At 57.5% G+C, this 15,270-nt stretch carries 17 protein-coding genes; 16 read left to right on the forward strand and 1 reads right to left on the reverse strand.

Annotation, left to right across the window (positions count from 1 at the left end):
- Positions 1–13: 13 nt before the first annotated feature.
- From OKC44_RS15185 to OKC44_RS15235, 11 genes are all read left to right on the forward strand, one after another.
- The gene (locus OKC44_RS15185) at positions 14–478 is read left to right on the forward strand and encodes a hypothetical protein (protein ID WP_270813779.1); all 465 of its coding nucleotides are present in this window, start codon (positions 14–16) and stop codon (positions 476–478) included.
- Entirely contained in the window at positions 475–1,458 is a 984-nt protein-coding gene (locus OKC44_RS15190; RefSeq protein ID WP_270813782.1) for a primase-helicase zinc-binding domain-containing protein, read from the forward strand. The genes OKC44_RS15185 and OKC44_RS15190 overlap by 4 nt, the downstream gene beginning before the upstream one ends.
- A complete protein-coding gene (locus tag OKC44_RS15195; protein ID WP_270813784.1) occupies positions 1,455–2,582 on the forward strand; it encodes a helicase RepA family protein in 1,128 nt (375 codons plus the stop codon). The genes OKC44_RS15190 and OKC44_RS15195 overlap by 4 nt, the downstream gene beginning before the upstream one ends.
- Positions 2,583–3,207: 625 nt before the next feature.
- Positions 3,208–3,642, forward strand: coding sequence for a hypothetical protein (locus tag OKC44_RS15200; RefSeq protein ID WP_270813786.1), 435 nt, complete (start codon positions 3,208–3,210; stop codon positions 3,640–3,642).
- A complete protein-coding gene (locus OKC44_RS15205; protein WP_270813788.1) occupies positions 3,639–3,848 on the forward strand; it encodes a hypothetical protein in 210 nt (69 codons plus the stop codon). Before OKC44_RS15200 ends, OKC44_RS15205 begins: the two co-directional genes overlap by 4 nt.
- 80 nt (positions 3,849–3,928) lie before the next feature.
- Positions 3,929–4,177 carry a hypothetical protein gene (locus tag OKC44_RS15210; protein WP_270813791.1) on the forward strand — a complete coding sequence of 83 codons (249 nt, stop codon included), beginning with the start codon at positions 3,929–3,931 and terminating at the stop codon, positions 4,175–4,177.
- Positions 4,178–4,291: 114 nt separating this feature from the next.
- Complete coding sequence (locus tag OKC44_RS15215; protein WP_270813794.1) at positions 4,292–4,918, forward strand: hypothetical protein; 627 nt, start codon at positions 4,292–4,294, stop codon at positions 4,916–4,918.
- A 37-nt stretch (positions 4,919–4,955) separates the two neighbouring features.
- Positions 4,956–5,261: a hypothetical protein gene (locus tag OKC44_RS15220; protein ID WP_270813797.1), complete on the forward strand. Its 306-nt coding sequence runs from the start codon at positions 4,956–4,958 to the stop codon at positions 5,259–5,261.
- A gap of 674 nt (positions 5,262–5,935) precedes the next feature.
- Entirely contained in the window at positions 5,936–7,372 is a 1,437-nt protein-coding gene (gene amt, locus OKC44_RS15225) for an ammonium transporter (RefSeq protein ID WP_016351995.1), read from the forward strand.
- A gap of 333 nt (positions 7,373–7,705) precedes the next feature.
- Positions 7,706–9,058, forward strand: a complete 1,353-nt coding sequence (gene rlmD, locus OKC44_RS15230; protein ID WP_270813800.1) for a 23S rRNA (uracil(1939)-C(5))-methyltransferase RlmD — start codon at positions 7,706–7,708, stop codon at positions 9,056–9,058.
- Positions 9,059–9,282: 224 nt separating this feature from the next.
- Positions 9,283–9,465 carry a DUF5363 family protein gene (locus tag OKC44_RS15235; protein ID WP_073351758.1) on the forward strand — a complete coding sequence of 61 codons (183 nt, stop codon included), beginning with the start codon at positions 9,283–9,285 and terminating at the stop codon, positions 9,463–9,465.
- Here OKC44_RS15235 and tppF read toward each other — a convergent pair.
- Positions 9,434–10,045 carry a type IVa pilus pseudopilin TppF gene (tppF, locus tag OKC44_RS15240; protein ID WP_270813803.1) on the reverse strand — a complete coding sequence of 204 codons (612 nt, stop codon included), beginning with the start codon at positions 10,043–10,045 and terminating at the stop codon, positions 9,434–9,436. The genes OKC44_RS15235 and tppF overlap by 32 nt on opposite strands.
- Positions 10,046–10,085: 40 nt before the next feature.
- Here tppF and OKC44_RS15245 point away from each other — a divergent pair, with 40 nt between their 5' ends.
- The 5 genes from OKC44_RS15245 to deoA all read left to right on the forward strand — a co-directional run bounded on the left by OKC44_RS15245 (position 10,086) and on the right by deoA (position 15,262).
- Positions 10,086–10,874 (forward strand): TatD family hydrolase, encoded by a 789-nt coding sequence (locus OKC44_RS15245; protein WP_270813806.1) that lies wholly within the window; start codon positions 10,086–10,088, stop codon positions 10,872–10,874.
- Positions 10,875–11,087: 213 nt separating this feature from the next.
- Positions 11,088–12,362: a NupC/NupG family nucleoside CNT transporter gene (locus OKC44_RS15250; RefSeq protein WP_011707414.1), complete on the forward strand. Its 1,275-nt coding sequence runs from the start codon at positions 11,088–11,090 to the stop codon at positions 12,360–12,362.
- 123 nt (positions 12,363–12,485) lie between these two features.
- Positions 12,486–12,656 carry a XapX domain-containing protein gene (locus tag OKC44_RS15255; RefSeq protein ID WP_005305103.1) on the forward strand — a complete coding sequence of 57 codons (171 nt, stop codon included), beginning with the start codon at positions 12,486–12,488 and terminating at the stop codon, positions 12,654–12,656.
- 391 nt (positions 12,657–13,047) lie between these two features.
- Positions 13,048–13,821, forward strand: coding sequence for a deoxyribose-phosphate aldolase (deoC, locus tag OKC44_RS15260; RefSeq protein ID WP_017411234.1), 774 nt, complete (start codon positions 13,048–13,050; stop codon positions 13,819–13,821).
- A 109-nt stretch (positions 13,822–13,930) separates the two neighbouring features.
- Positions 13,931–15,262 (forward strand): thymidine phosphorylase, encoded by a 1,332-nt coding sequence (gene deoA / locus OKC44_RS15265; RefSeq protein ID WP_270813810.1) that lies wholly within the window; start codon positions 13,931–13,933, stop codon positions 15,260–15,262.
- Positions 15,263–15,270 lie beyond the last annotated feature (8 nt).

A 15,270-nucleotide genomic window follows, 5' to 3' on the forward strand; every position in this document is an offset into this window, starting at 1 on the left:
GATAGAAAACCAGATGGGAACCCAAGTTATTCGCAGCGCTATCGACAGCGCCGCGAAGATTTGCCGCGAAACAGCACCGAAAGGGCAAAAAGCGCGCAAAAAAATGCCCTCCGAAGAGGGCGCTTTTCTTTCTTCCATCCCGACAGACTTCTTGGCGGAGGCTCTGACGAGAGAGGTAATTTCTATGAATATTCTCGATGATAAGGGGCTGCCTGTCAACTACGCCCAGCGCCAAGCCCAGAGTATCCACTGGCTGGTAACTCTCAATAACATTTCAGAACAGATCACGCAGATAAGCTATGAAGTTGCATCAGCCCGCCGAGAGATAGCCGCCACTCTTGCAGAGTATCCAGCGCCCGCAGGGTTGCCTGAACTGCCCGAAGCTGTAGAAGTGAGGGTTCCCAGAGAGTGGCTTTTCCTTCGCAAGCTGAACGCCCTTCGCGTTATCGGTGCCCGTAGCGTAGGGGGTTGCAAATGATGGATCACAACATCAACGCCGCCGCAGTGACCGCAGCAGCACAGGGCCAATGGCGTGACGTTCTAACAGCTAATGGGATCAGCCTACCTTCGGGGCGCCATCATGGCGCGTGTCCTATCTGCATGGCTGGTAAAGACCGCTTCCGTTTCGATGACAAGGAAGGGCGCGGCACATTCATCTGCAACCAATGCGGTGCTGGTGATGGGCTGGATTTGTATAAGCGGGCGACAGGGCAAAGCATGAGCGAGGCGCTGCATTCCCTGGCTAGATACCTTGGACTTTCTGGCCCTATGAGCGCCGCAGACCATGCCCGCATCGAGAAACAGCGCCAGAAGGCCGCCAAAGACGCAGAGCAGCAACGGCAGAAAGAGGCTCGCCAGAGAGAAGCTGCCGCAGCCCTAGCTAACCTGATGGCTGATGAGGCTCTGATTATTGATGCCGCCGAACACCCTTACTTGAAGCGTAAGGGTTATGCAGGCTTCCCTGTGTTCACTCTTGCCCGTACCTATCACCATGAGGTCGACGGCAAGCAATACAGCTACAGGGCGGGCTGTCTGCTTCATTCCATCCGCGACAACAAGGCCGAGATCATTAGTGCCGAGCTGGTTACGGATGGCGGACTCAAGACCACGCTGGCTGGGGGGAGCAAGGCAGGAGTGTTCATCGTCGAGCCTCCCGTAGATATGCCCACCAAAGAGGTGGAACACCTTTTCATCTGCGAAGGTGTCGCCACTGGCTATGCAATCAGGGAGATCTTCGGATTCAGGGCGCTGGGCTTCGCTGCTTTGACCAAGAACAACATGGCGAGAACGGCATTGATTGCCCACGCTCTGGTGCCTGAGCTTCCAATCATCGTATGCGCCGATGTGGGCGCTGAGAGGGAAGCTGAGCAGGCTGCCGCCAGTGTAAATGGGATGGTTAGCGCCCCGCCTTCCGATGACTGGGACACATACCGCCAGCAGCAGGGGGTGGCAGCATGAACGCGATGAATCCGATCCTTGCAGCCGCTCGCAAACCTGAGCTGGTGATTGCTAGCCAAGATGACGCCCTTATCCCAGATGAGCAGAGCATTGAAGAACCGCGCAAAACAAAGCTGCCGTTGATCCGTGGCTTCCAAGGCTTCGACGTACAAGCCAGTTACCTGATCAAGGGGTATCTGCCCGCTGATTGCACGGCTTCTATTTACGGGCCTTCTGGCTCGTTCAAGAGCTTTTTGGCTGTCTCTTGGGCCTGTCATATTGCCACTGGCAAGCAATGGAATGAGCGTAAGACGGAAGCCGGAGCCGTGCTGTATGTGGTAGGCGAAGGCGGGGTAGGTGTACCGCGCCGGATACGAGCATGGGCTGACCAATACAACCAAGGCGAGGATGTGCCGAACATCTTTCGCGTGGACATGCCTGTTTTTATGGCTGACCAGTTGCAAGTAGCAGAGTTAAGACTTGCCGCTAACCAAGTGAAAAGCGAGACAGGCCTTGATGTGAAGCTGATCGTGATTGATACCGTCGCCCGCTGCTTTGGTGGTGGCGATGAGAACAAGGCCTCAGACATGGGAGCCTTTATCGCTGGTTGCGACATGGTTAAAGCGGCGACAGGGGCAACGATCTTGCTTGTGCACCACACTGGCAAGCAAGAGGCGAACGGGGCGCGAGGTTCAAGTGCATTCAAGGCCGCGCTTGATGCTGAGTATCTCGTTAAACGCGAGGGCGACAAGGGAGACAGCTTGGTATTGAAGGCCACAAAGATGAAGGATTCAGAGCAGCCGGAAGCCGTAGCGTTTGACCTCAAAAGTCGAGTGATCACGTTTGATAGTGACGGGGATGAAGTAACCAGTCTCGTTCTGATTGATAAGGGGCGCGAGCCAGCAGACCCCGAAGAGCTGGATGGTATCGGCAACATATCCAGCAATCACAAGGCGATGTATCAGACTATCCGCGACCTGTGCGAGAAAGGCGATGGCAAAGCCCCATGGCGGGCTGTGCAGGCGAGCATGAAGCAAGCGGGCACGTGGGATACCAAGAAGGGCAGCCGCTGGCGTGACAAGTTGCGGGAAGATGGTCTGATCAGCGTGGACGGTGACGAGATAAGCCTATGCTCGCCAGAGTGAAAAGTGGGGGCATAGGTGGGGCTCTAGTGGGGGCGTAACAGGGTGGGGGCGATGGCCCCCACTTTTTTTATATATACGCCACAAGTGGGGGCGTAATGGGTGAATCGACCTATAACCCGCGCCAGCACTGGGTTTTTGGGAGCCCCACTTGCCAAAAATTAGCGCCATGGTGGGGGCGAAGAGAAATGGGGGCGTGGTGGGGGCGTGTTATGGCCGGAATTGATGGCCCCCACTTTTTTTATATAGGTGGAAAAAGTGGGGGCGTAGAACCCAGATCTTGCGGAATGCCCTTTTCTGGCCAGCAAAAAACAGGTGTTTCCGCGTCGTTTTGCGCTTCAAGTTGGCAAAGGCCGTGCTATTGCTGGTCTCCCGTCTGTTTTGAAATCCGAATGAAAGAAAACCAGGCCTCTTTTGCCTGCTTTCGACCCCACCGCCTGTCCCTACTTTCTGGCCAGCACTTATATGTCTCCCGTTATGGTTATTAGTTGACATTATTGCTTGTCAACCAGAGCGAAAATCAATCGGTATATTTTGCTTAAAATGAAAAGTAATACTCACTGTCAACTAATTTGGATTGATAAAATAGCTTTACCGTTAAATAAACCGAAAAAAAACGGAGGTCACTATGGAGCGAGGGGATAAAGGTCGCTTCACTCAGAATAACGGCGGAGGCCCCGGCAGGCCAAAGGGTTCGAGAAATAGATCTAGGTTATTAGCTGACGCCATCAACAAAGTTTTCGGAGGGGAGTCTCAATTCATCGAGATAATCCTTCAAGCCGCAAAAGATGGCAGCGAACCGATGCAGAAACAAATTCTTGATCGACTAATTCCACCGGCAAGCCGCCAGAGTGTACTAGATCACCATCTGGATATTGGCGATGGAACAGCAGCAGAAAGAGCAAACAAGATAATTAGCGCATCTCTTGAAGGGGAGATCTCTCTAGAAGAGGCCAACGCCCTTGTGGCAATGCTGACTAGCACAGCACGACTTGAAGAACTTGAGCAGGTGAAGGCCGAGCTCGAACAACTAAAAACTCGCATATACGGAGATAAACGATGAACAGCTTGAAGCAGGTTTTAGCGCACTATCGGGGCCTGAGTTCGCAAGATGCTGACAAGATCACAGCGGAGGACGTAAGGGCGGCAGAGGCGCGATTGCTTGATGTAGAGCGCCGCTTTCAGTCTGGCGAGCACCTTACCGATGAAGAGCGTTTATTCCTTGAAGATGTAAGGGAAGCAGAGAGAAAGATACTGAGTGAGATTTAAGAATTGCACAGAACCTTGGGCCGGAATAAATGGCCCGTTAGTAGTAAACAATCCCTAATAAACAGACGGAAACATAGATCATGACCAACAACAAGCCCGCAGATTTGCAGAGCATTTTAAACTCCCTGAACGGCCAACGGCCTGCATCAGAGGTAATTAAGGAGTTGAACAGCACCATTGGATTCCTCAATAACCTCAAGAGTGCGATTGAAGACCAAGGTAAAGAGCAAGCCCCCGCAACAAACACCAGCCAATATTATGGTGGTAATAGTTTCGGCGGTGATATTGGCGCACAGTATCGCTCTTGTTATGAACCGATGCCTGACTGATGGCGATTTGCCGCTAATTGTCCGGAATAACTTTGGCGGCAAATAAAATAAAAGGGGCCAGCAATTGGCCCCGCACTTACTCAATTATTTACGCTCGATGCAGAGGCATTATATATGAAGATTGAATCATTCGTCCTGACCTACTATAAGCAGCATTGCTCCCCCCAGCCCTTACACGTTCCCGTCATGCCAGAAGGCAATCGGGCCGTCATGGAGGCCATCCGAGACGAGGTAGTGACCATTGCGACCAAGGCACAGGCCGAGGGGAATAAAGCGCTTCTGAAAGCATTGGCAGCCGTTCCCAACGAGTTCCCCCAGCTGGATGCAGAGCTGGCTAGGATCGATGCAGAAATCCTGTCTGTGCAGAACGATATGGCCAAGCGTCCAAAGTGCGGCCCAGCGATGGGAAAGCTGGTCGATTTTGCCAAGAGAATCGGCAAGGTACATGTTAGCGATCTACTGGCCGAGTGTGGAGACGATCTAGGGGCGCTGCTGGCACTGCTGGAGATCGTGAAGGATGGCGACGAGCATTGGGCGGGCGCTGTTCAGGGCAAGCTGACGGCTTTACTGGTTGGCTATGACACAACCGAGCGGCTCGCCAAGCTGGAGGCCGAACGGCGCGGGCTCATTAGCTTTGCCGAGCAGATGCAGGAGAGCCTTGTCCAGAGCATTGGCCGCGCCCATGCCCCGCACTTGGTACAGGCCAGCGCCACCGCGAAGATGGATGCCGCACGATACTGAACCGCCCCCGAAAGGGGGCTTACTAGCCGGGGTAAGCATGAACATCACACTGCCAAGCCGCCGAGAGTTCGAGGCCGGACTAGCCGAGCACAAGCGGCTAGACTGTTACCAGATAGCGGACATGCGCCGCGCCTTTGATAGTTTGGTCGAGTGGCAGATTGATCCACGCCCAAGAAACTGGAATAGCCGCCACGGCAGTCTCCAGTGCTTGCCAGACAACCTCAAAGGGCCGCTGAAAGAGGTTAAGCTGAAGTTCTATGCCCTGCAAACGCAAACTAAGCCGGAAGCGGTGCCCTATGCGCCAGAGGATACGTGGCAGCAGTGGAATTACATCACTCTCTAAGCGCTTTCCCCTTGGCAAGCAGACATGAGCCCCGCGAGGGGCTTTGTTGTCTTGACGCGAAATTACGCGAAAACCCACCCCAGCGACAGGCAACCGGAAGCAACCGGAAACCACTTGAATCAAGGCTTTATAACTGCCATTATCTACGCGTAATCGTAGTTTCGGGATTCAAAATCCGCCGGTGAATAACCGTGTCGGTTCGAGTCCGACCCCGGCACCATCAAATTCCAAAACAAAAGGCCATCAGCAATGATGGCCTTTTGTTTTTCCGCTTTTCCCCTTTCTCATCGCTCTTTCGTTTTCTGGCTGATATCGACAGGCCGGCTTGCTCGTCTATGCCCCGCATGGCCTCCCTCTGCGCTATTTCGGTGCGGCAGTATGTGTGTGCACAGCGGAAGTGCGCACATGCTCAAGTTAGCGCGTCCCGTGCGCCAATCTGGTGCGTCACTTCGCTGTTGTAAGCATAACTTAATGATTTTAAACTATTTATTAAGTTGGCCTGCTTTGTGCTTTGAAGCACTTATGTCGCCATGATGCCGCTCATCCGAGGAATGATGGGCGGGGCGGTCACCAGTGTGTAGCGAATGTGGATGTACGTGAATCGTCGGTTTCGATGTTCATATCAGGAAATGGACCCGGCCGGGAGCCGGGACGACAGGGAAGGAGATGGCTGTATGCTCAAGAGACTCGTGATGACTGGCCTGTTGGCGCTTGCCGCCTTGCTGGCCGCCCCCAGTTGGGCTGAAGAGGTGGTGGCCGCCTCGGCCGAGGTCGTGCAGGCTGCGGCACCGGCAGTCGTGACCATCAACAAGGGGGACAATACCTGGATGCTGCTGTCGGCAGCTCTGGTGATCCTGATGTCCATTCCGGGCCTGGCCCTGTTTTATGGCGGCCTGGTGCGCAGCAAGAACATGCTGAGCGTGTTGATGCAGGTGTTCACCCTGTTCTCGCTCATCTGCGTGTTGTGGATCCTCTACGGCTATTCGCTGGCCTTTACCGAGGGTAACAGCGTTTATGGCTCCTTCAGCAAGGCGCTGCTCAAGGGAGTGACCCCTGATTCCATCGCTGCTACCTTCAGTAAGGGGGTCGGGATCAGCGAGTTCATCTATGTGGTGTTCCAGGGCGCCTTTGCCGCCATCACCTGCGGTCTGATCGTGGGAGCCTTCGCCGAGCGCATCAAGTTTGCCGCCGTGCTGCTGTTCTCGGTGATCTGGTTCACCTTCGCCTATATCCCGCTGGCCCACATGGTGTGGTACTGGGCGGGTCCGGATGCCTATACCACGGCTGATGCCGCGGCAGCGGCCACCGCGACCGCCGGTTATCTGTTCCAGCACGGTGCGCTGGATTTTGCGGGCGGCACAGTGGTGCACATCAACGCGGCGGTGGCCGGTCTGGTCGGTGCCTACCTGGTGGGCAAACGCCTGGGCTATGGCCGTGACCCCATGACTCCGCACAGCCTCACCATGACCATGATCGGGGCCTCCCTGCTCTGGTTCGGCTGGTTCGGTTTCAACGCCGGCTCCGCGCTGGAAGCCAACGGCACGGCGGCATTGGCCTTCATCAATACCTGGGTGGCTCCGGCGGCGGCGGCCCTCTCCTGGACCCTGGCCGAGTGGGTGATGAAGGGTCGTCCCTCCTTGTTGGGCGCGGCTTCCGGCGCCGTCTCCGGGCTGGTGGTGATCACTCCGGCGGCCGGCTTCGTCGGTGTGGGCGGCGGTCTGGTGATGGGCCTCATCAGCGGTGTTGCCGGGCTGTGGGGTGTCCACGGTCTCAAGCGGCTGCTGGGCGCCGATGACAGTCTGGACGTGTTCGGCGTGCACGGGGTGTGCGGCATCCTGGGGGCGCTGCTGACCGGCGTCTTCGCCAGCCCGGATCTGGGCGGTACCGGGGTGTGGGACTACGTCACCAACCAGGTGGCGGAGGGTTACTCCATCCTGGCGCAGGTCAAAATTCAGGCCATCGGGGTCGGCGTGACCATCCTCTGGTCCGGCATCATCTCGGTGGTGGCCTACAAGCTGGTGGATCTGCTGATCGGCCTGCGAGTGAAAGAAGACGCGGAGCGGGAGGGGCTGGATGTCACCACCCACGGCGAGAAGGCCTACAGCCTGTAATCCGCCATCTGTTAGTCAGCAATATTGCCGCCGGCCATGCCGGCGGCTTTTTTATGTCTGCCCACCAGGCCGAGCATCCTGTTTGATGTCTGGCTGGCGGCGATGATGGCTCATCCGTGGTAGCCATGCCCCTGATAATGACAACCCCAAAATTGCGCCGGGGGATTCCGGCTTTTTCGGCAGATAACACCAGGCGGGGCAATGTCCTCGGTCTTGTCGCTGTTTTATGCCTGCAATTTGGCCGGATCTCCGCTAAACTCTGCCACCTTTTCTTGATGGGGCTGGCCGGGCCGGCTCCATCACCCCTCTTTATATGTACTTTTGGAGCCGCTCATGCCGTTAGTGGGACATCAACACCAGATCGAGATCCTGGAACTGACCGACAAAGGAGATGGCAAAGGACGCCTGTTCGACCGCCCCCTGTTTGTCGAAGGTTTGATGCCCGGTGAGCAGGCGCTGGTGGAGCTGACCGAGGTCAAGCCCAACTATCTGCACGGCAAGGTGACCGAGCTGCTCCAGCCCTCCGCCGATCGGGTCGCCGACTTCTGCCCCAACACCGAATGTGGTGGCTGCCAGGTGCGCCCGCTGGCCTACCCAGCCCAGCTCAAGCTCAAACAGGAGTTGGTGGAGAGTGCACTGGAACAGGCCGGGCTGGGTGATACCACCGTCAGGACAATCCTCGGCATGGACAGCCCGTTTGCCTATCGCAACAAGGCCCAATATGCGGTGCGTGGTTGCGACGCCGGCGCCGAGATCGGCTTTTATCGCAAGCACTCCCATGACCTGATCACCGCCGATGATTGCGCGGTGCAAGATTCCCTGCACGTCGAGCTCAATGCCCGGGTGCGCAACTGGATGCGCGAGCACGACATCGCCGCCTATGACGAGGTGAACCACACCGGCTGCGTGCGCAACCTGATGACCCGCAAGGGCTTCAAGAGCGGCGAGCTGATGGTGGTGCTGGTGACCCTGAGCGAGGAGCTGCCGTTCGAAGCCGAGCTGCTGGCTAGCTTAAGCGATCTGCCGGTTACCACCCTGGTGCAGAACATCAACGAGGAACGCACTAACCGCATCCTGGGCGCCACCAACCGGGTGCTGCTGGGCGAAGGGGTGATCCGCGACAAGATCCACGAGCTCGAGTTCGAGATCTCGCCGCTCTCCTTCTTCCAGAACAACCCGAGCCAGACCGATGTGCTCTACTCCAGCGCCCTCGAGTATGCCGAACTGACCGGCAACGAGACGGTGTTCGACATCTATTGTGGTATTGGCACCATCTCCCTGTTCCTGGCCGGCAAGGCTGCCAAGGTGGTGGGGATCGAGTCGGTGGAGAGCGCCATCAGCGATGCCCGTCGCAACGCCGCCCTCAACGGCATCGAGCACACCGAATTCCACGTCGGCAAGGCCGAGCAGCTGATGCCCGAGCTGCACGCTCAGGGCGTGACCGCTGACGTGGTGGTGATGGATCCGCCGCGCAAGGGTTGTGACAAGGCCGTGTTGCAGACCCTGGTCGCCATGGCGCCGCGCCGGTTGGTCTATGTCTCCTGCAACCCGCAGACCCTGGCCCGCGATCTCGCCTGGCTGGTCAAGCAGGGCTTCGTGCTGGACGAGGTGCAGCCGGTCGATATGTTCCCGCACTCCATGCACGTGGAAGCGGTTGCTCGCCTGAGTTTGCCGGCCAAGGCCTGATCGCCGGTGGACATGTTCCCCTTGCGGTATGAACGTAGAGGCTGTCGCTCGACTGAGCCTGCCCACCCAGGCGTGAATTGAATTAGCCAGATGGCTCTGATAAAAACGACTCCAAATGGAGTCGTTTTTTTATACCTGTCATTCCGGTATCGAGTCGTGACCATAGTGGGTCTGGAACCGGGAGGTGGAAACGGCAAGGGTGCGACAGAGACGAGGAACAGACCATGAAAGGCATCTTGTTACGCTGGCTGGCTCGCTACGATGGCTGGTGCGAGGAGTGGGGACTCACACCGGAGAACCGGCGCTGCTGCGTGCCGGTACGCAGCGAGCAGGATGACGCGCCGCAGACGGAGCAGCAGGGCGAGTCGGAATCGCTCACTGGAAATTGCGGGTCACGGCACCAGTGACGCTGTTGTAGTCGAAGGAGAGGCCAGCCGGATAGGCCGGGAAGCGACCAATGGAGTCGCGCAGGGTATAGCGGCAGTTGCTGTGTTCTAGTCCTCCTGCCTCTGTTTGAGCGTATGCAGGGATAAGTTGCGAAATATAATCTGGTTCGGCGTCGGTTTTATCTTCATCCGCTACGGTTTGCTCTGTATTGAGTAGTCCGGTGAAGAGAAGTTCGCAGTCCGCTCTGCTGTTTACGGATATTTCATTGCTTTTCCCTCCAGGGAAAACGGTGTCAAACCCCGTACCTAGTTGATTTTCATCGGTCCCAACTGGCCAGCCATAGCGGTTGATGTCGAGATTGCGCTGCCCCATGCTGCTGAGATTGTAGAGTGCCTGATCCTGCGCCTTGACCGCCCAGCCGGCGTGGGCCAGCTGCACCGCGCTGGCGAAGCTGGTGGCGGTGGTGGCGACCGTACTCTTGAGTGCATCATCCTTGAGATTGATGAAACGGGGCAGGGCGGTGACGGCCAGGATCCCCAGCACTATGATGACCAGCACCAGTTCTATCAGGGTAAAGCCGTGGCTTGTGCGTTTCATCATGATATGGACCCATTAATTACGACAAACAGGTGAGAGCGACATGCAACTGATCGACACCCATTGCCATCTCGATTTTCCGGTCTTCGATCCCGATCGGGCGGCGCTGCTGGCCGAGTGCCGCCAGCTGGGGGTGAGCGAGTATATCATTCCCGCCGTGGGAGAGGAAAACTGGGGCCGGGTGATGGCGCTGGCGGCAGAGCACGACGGTATTTCCTATGCCCTGGGTGTGCACCCCTGGTACGTGGGGGGGCAGACTCCGGCGGTATTGACCCGGTTGCGGCGACTGCTGGCCGATCGTCCACGCGGGCTGGTGGCGGTGGGCGAGTGTGGGCTGGATCTGCGCTCCCATGTGCCGCAGGAGGGGCAGCTCGAGATGTTCGAGGCTCAAATCAAGCTGGCCATGGAGCATGAGCTGCCCTTGGTCGTCCATTCGGTGCGCGCCAATGACACGGTGGCCAAGATCCTCAGGCGCCTGCGTCCGGCCAGAGGGGGCGTCATCCACGCCTTCAGCGGTTCTCTGCAGCAGGCAGAGGCGTTCTGGCAACTGGGATTTCGGCTCGGTATCGGCGGGGTCATCAGCTTCGAGCGGGCCAACAAGACCCGGGAGGCGGTGCGCGACATGCCGCTGGAATCCTTGCTGCTGGAAACCGACGCTCCCGACATGCCGCTGCAGGGTCAGCAGGGGGCACCCAACACCCCCGCCAACCTGCCGAAAATTGCGCAACTGCTGGCCAATTTGCGGCAACAACCGCTGGCCCATGTTGCCTCGGTGTTACGTGAATCCACTTTGCAGGCTTTCCAACTGGGCAAGTCACAAATTAACAGCTGATTAACTATTGATAGCGGCATGATAAAAAACGGGGTGAGTAAAAATCGTTTGCGGTCTAATTTGACGACCCCTAGCGCATTTCATGCTTATAAAATGTGACCAGCATTCTACTTTGTCGCACCGTAATTAGTATAATGCGCACCCTTGATTGATGGCTTTGAGATACAAGTTGTTAACAAGCTGGAAGGTGCTACTAAAGAGGAAGTGTTAATAATGAATTTGATAATGGGTCTGGTAGGGATGGCAACGCTCGTCCTTATCGCGGTGCTGTTCTCCAGTAATCGCAAAGCAATAAAAATTCGCACCGTTGTCGGTGCCTTTGCAATTCAAGCTGGACTGGGTGCATTCGTGCTGTACGTCCCGGTTGGCCGAGATATTCTGGTGGGTGTATCCGATGCCGTTTCCAGCGTCATCGGTTATGGCCAAAACGGTATCGAATTCCTGTTCGGTGGTCTGGTCAGCAACAAGATGTTCGAAGTATTCGGTGGCGGCGGCTTTATCTTCGCCTTCCGCGTACTGCCGGTCATCATCTTCTTCTCTTCGCTGATCGCCGTTCTTTATTACCTGGGCATCATGCAGTGGGTCATCAAACTGCTGGGTGGTGGTCTGCAAAAAGTACTGGGCACTTCCCGTACCGAATCCCTCTCTGCCACTGCCAACATCTTCGTGGGTCAGACTGAAGCCCCGCTGGTGGTGCGTCCCTTCATCTCCAAGATGACTGACTCCGAGCTGTTTGCCGTCATGTGTGGTGGTCTGGCCTCCGTTGCCGGTTCCGTACTGGCTGGCTATGCCTCCATGGGCGTCAAGATGGAATACCTGATCGCCGCCTCCTTCATGGCCGCTCCAGGTGGTCTGCTGTTCGCCAAGCTGCTGGTGCCGGAAACCGAGACCCCGAGCTACGACGAGAACAATGCCGATGGCGAGCTGGAAGACAAGCCTGCCAACGTGATCGATGCCGCTGCCGCCGGTGCCTCCGCCGGTCTGCAACTGGCCCTGAACGTCGGTGCCATGCTGCTGGCCTTCATCGGCCTGATCGCCATGATCAACGGTATCTTCTCCGGTGTGGGTGGCTGGTTCGGTTATCCGCAGCTCTCCCTGGAACTGCTGCTGGGCTGGATCTTCTCCCCGCTGGCCTTCCTGATCGGGGTGCCTTGGAGCGAAGCCATCGTGGCCGGTTCCTTCATCGGTCAGAAACTGGTGGTCAACGAGTTCGTGGCCTACCTGAACTTTGCCCCGTATCTGAAAGATGAAGTGCTGATCAATGGCGTGGCCATGTCCGACCACACCAAGGCCATCATCTCCTTCGCCCTGTGCGGCTTCGCCAACCTGTCCTCCGTCGCCATCCTGCTGGGTGGTCTGGGCTCCATGGCACCGAACCGTCGCGGCACCATTGCCAAATTTGGTCTGAAAGCCGTACTGGCTGGCTCTCTGTCCAACCTGATGTCTGCGACCATCGCAGGCTTCTTCCTGGCGCTGTCCGGCATGTAATATCGCCTGACTGTCAGGGTAAAGACGAACGCCACAGCGAGAAGCTGTGGCGTTCGCGTTTGGGGCGGTGACAACCGTTTTCCTTTCTAAACTAATAATAAAATGAGTCAAATCGGAGGTTATATGAATGAAGTGCTACTGGCGATGGCGGCCGGCTTTATCGTTGGCTTGTTGTTTTCTTTCCTCAAATTGCCGATCCCGGCCCCGCCCGTATTGTCCGGGGTAATGGGGATCGTCGGAGTCTATCTGGGGGGGCTGGCATACTCCTGGATACTCACTCGCTTCTTCTCTTAACGCACTTTTCAGTACCGGATTTGCCAGATGTGAGGTACCTCTGAAAATGGCAAATCCGGCTTGCAAACAAGGGGTATCTCGGCTGAAATAGGCATTGCCAGCAGGGTGCTGGCATTGACTAATGCCCGATGAAATCGGGTGTTGGCGGTCAAATGGAATTGATTGGGAAGTCGGGTCAGACCTTGTCTGCCTTTCTCAAGTCTTCATGGAACCAAGTCCGCACTTTTGTAAGAAAGTGACAGGGCTCTTGCCTTATTTGCAGCCTCATTGCCCGTGCAATTGCGCTGCAATTCCATTCCCGTTTCTTTGGGAGTCGTGTCTTGCCGGTTGCGTTGCGACAGGCGGACCCATGCCCTGGAATCCGGACTAAATCGAGACTTTGGAGAACAGAATGACTGATCTGAAACTGGCCGCCCAGCGCGCCCTGAACCTGATGGACCTGACCACTCTGAATGATGACGACACCGATCAGAAGGTGATCGACCTGTGCCGCAAGGCCAAGTCACCGGCTGGCCTGACCGCCGCCGTCTGCATCTATCCCCGTTTCATCCCCATCGCTCGCAAGACCCTGCGTGAAATCGGCGCCGCCGACGTGCGCATTGCGACCGTGACCAACTTCCCGCACGGCAACGACGACATCGAGATCGCCGTGGCCGAAACCCGCGCCGCCGTAGCCTACGGTGCCGATGAAGTGGACGTGGTGTTCCCGTACCGCGCCTTCATGGCCGGCAATGAACAGGTCGGCTTCGATCTGGTCAAAGCTTGTAAGGAAGCCTGTGGTACCCAAGCCCTGCTGAAAGTGATCATCGAAACCGGCGAGCTGAAAGAAGAGGCGCTGATCCGCCGCGCGTCTGAAATCTCCATCGACGCCGGTGCCGACTTCATCAAGACCTCCACCGGCAAGGTGCCGGTCAATGCGACCCCGGAAGCGGCGCGCATCATGATGGAAGTGATCAAGGCCAAGAACCCGAAAGTCGGCTTCAAGCCGGCCGGTGGTGTGAAAGACGCCGCCGTGGCGGGTCAGTACCTGGCCATGGCCGAAGAGATCCTGGGCAAGGACTGGGTATCCGCCCGCACCTTCCGCTTTGGTGCATCCAGCCTGCTGGCCAGCCTGCTGGCCACGCTGGGGCATGGCGACAAGCCGGCCAACACCAGCGGTTACTAATAGGTTGATGAGAGGGCGGATCTGGTCCGCCCTGTTTCGCCCCCACCATGCGGTGTGTGGGCAAGGATTCAGGCTTGTGTAACGCCAGCAATGGCGGAGGGAATGAAAGATGTTTTTGCCTCAAGAAATTATTCGCAAGAAGCGCAACGGTGAAGCGCTCAGTCCCCAAGAGATTCAATTCTTCGTTCAGGGCATTACCAACAACACCATCGGCGAGGGCCAGATTGCGGCGCTGGCGATGGCGGTCTACTTCAAAGACATGACCATGGATGAGCGGGTTGCCCTGACCTGCGCCATGCGCGATTCCGGCATGGTATTGACCTGGGATCACCTCAATCTGGGTGGCCCGATCGTCGACAAACACTCCACCGGCGGTGTGGGTGACGTCGTCTCCCTGATGCTCGGCCCGATGGTCGCCGCCTGCGGCGGTTTCGTGCCGATGATCTCCGGCCGTGGCCTGGGCCACACCGGCGGTACCCTCGACAAGCTGGATGCCATTCCCGGCTACCAGACCTCGGTCGACAACGATCGTTTCCTGAAAGTGGTGAAAGAGGCGGGTGTGGCCATCATCGGTCAGACCGGCGATCTCGCCCCGGCCGACAAGCGTATCTATGCGGTACGGGACATCACTGCCACCGTCGAATCCATCGCCATGATCACCGGCTCCATCCTCTCCAAGAAGCTCGCCTCCGGGCTGGAAGCGCTGGTGATGGACGTCAAGGTGGGCTCCGGTGCCTTCATGCCGACCTTTGAAGCCTCCGAAGAGCTGGCCAAGAGCATCGTTGCCGTGGCCAACGGTGCCGGCTGCCGCACTTCAGCGCTCTTGACCGACATGAACCAGGTGCTGGCCTCCAGCGCCGGCAACGCGGTGGAAGTGCGCGAAGCGGTGCGCTATCTGACCGGTGAATACCGCAACCCGCGCATTCACGCCGTGACCATGGCACTGTGTGCCGAGATGCTGATCTCCGCCGGCCTGGCCAGCGATGACGGCGAGGCCCGTCGCAAGCTGCAGGCGGTGCTGGACAACGGCAAGGCGGCCGAGATCTTCGGTCGCATGGTGACTGGCCTCGGCGGCCCGGGCGACTTCATGGAGCGCTACGATCATCACCTGCCGAAGGCCGCCATCGTGCGCCCTGTCTATGCCGCCAACAGCGGCTTCGTGACCGCCATGGACACCCGTGAACTGGGTCTGGCCGTGGTCGCCATGGGCGGTGGCCGTCGCGCTGCCGGTGACAAACTTGATTATGCGGTCGGTCTGACCGACTTTATCCGCCTGGGTCAAAGCGTCGAGGCAGACAAGCCGCTCGCCCTGATCCACGCTCAAACTGAAGAGCAATTCGCTCAGGCTGCCAGCATGGTGCAGGCCGCCGTCAAGATCGGTGACACCCGACCAGAGGCGCTGCCCGAGGTCTACCGTCGCATCGGTCTGGTTGATTTGTAACAAGGGGA

This window comes from Aeromonas sp. S41-2, assembly GCF_027705845.1.
In the GTDB taxonomy this organism is placed as follows: Bacteria; Pseudomonadota; Gammaproteobacteria; order Enterobacterales; family Aeromonadaceae; genus Aeromonas; species Aeromonas hydrophila.

Coding starts and splice junctions, on each gene's coding strand:
- OKC44_RS15220 (WP_270813797.1), top strand. CDS start 4,956: ATGAACATCACACTGCCAAGCCGCCGAGAGTTCGAGGCCGGACTAGCC.
- OKC44_RS15215 (WP_270813794.1), top strand. CDS start 4,292: ATGAAGATTGAATCATTCGTCCTGACCTACTATAAGCAGCATTGCTCC.
- OKC44_RS15210 (WP_270813791.1), top strand. CDS start 3,929: ATGACCAACAACAAGCCCGCAGATTTGCAGAGCATTTTAAACTCCCTG.
- OKC44_RS15190 (WP_270813782.1), top strand. CDS start 475: ATGATGGATCACAACATCAACGCCGCCGCAGTGACCGCAGCAGCACAG.
- OKC44_RS15250 (WP_011707414.1), top strand. CDS start 11,088: ATGAATTTGATAATGGGTCTGGTAGGGATGGCAACGCTCGTCCTTATC.
- deoC (WP_017411234.1), top strand. CDS start 13,048: ATGACTGATCTGAAACTGGCCGCCCAGCGCGCCCTGAACCTGATGGAC.
- deoA (WP_270813810.1), top strand. CDS start 13,931: ATGTTTTTGCCTCAAGAAATTATTCGCAAGAAGCGCAACGGTGAAGCG.
- OKC44_RS15195 (WP_270813784.1), top strand. CDS start 1,455: ATGAACGCGATGAATCCGATCCTTGCAGCCGCTCGCAAACCTGAGCTG.
- amt (WP_016351995.1), top strand. CDS start 5,936: ATGCTCAAGAGACTCGTGATGACTGGCCTGTTGGCGCTTGCCGCCTTG.
- OKC44_RS15200 (WP_270813786.1), top strand. CDS start 3,208: ATGGAGCGAGGGGATAAAGGTCGCTTCACTCAGAATAACGGCGGAGGC.
- OKC44_RS15205 (WP_270813788.1), top strand. CDS start 3,639: ATGAACAGCTTGAAGCAGGTTTTAGCGCACTATCGGGGCCTGAGTTCG.
- OKC44_RS15235 (WP_073351758.1), top strand. CDS start 9,283: ATGAAAGGCATCTTGTTACGCTGGCTGGCTCGCTACGATGGCTGGTGC.
- tppF (WP_270813803.1), bottom strand. CDS start 10,045: ATGATGAAACGCACAAGCCACGGCTTTACCCTGATAGAACTGGTGCTG.
- rlmD (WP_270813800.1), top strand. CDS start 7,706: ATGCCGTTAGTGGGACATCAACACCAGATCGAGATCCTGGAACTGACC.
- OKC44_RS15255 (WP_005305103.1), top strand. CDS start 12,486: ATGAATGAAGTGCTACTGGCGATGGCGGCCGGCTTTATCGTTGGCTTG.
- OKC44_RS15185 (WP_270813779.1), top strand. CDS start 14: ATGGGAACCCAAGTTATTCGCAGCGCTATCGACAGCGCCGCGAAGATT.
- OKC44_RS15245 (WP_270813806.1), top strand. CDS start 10,086: ATGCAACTGATCGACACCCATTGCCATCTCGATTTTCCGGTCTTCGAT.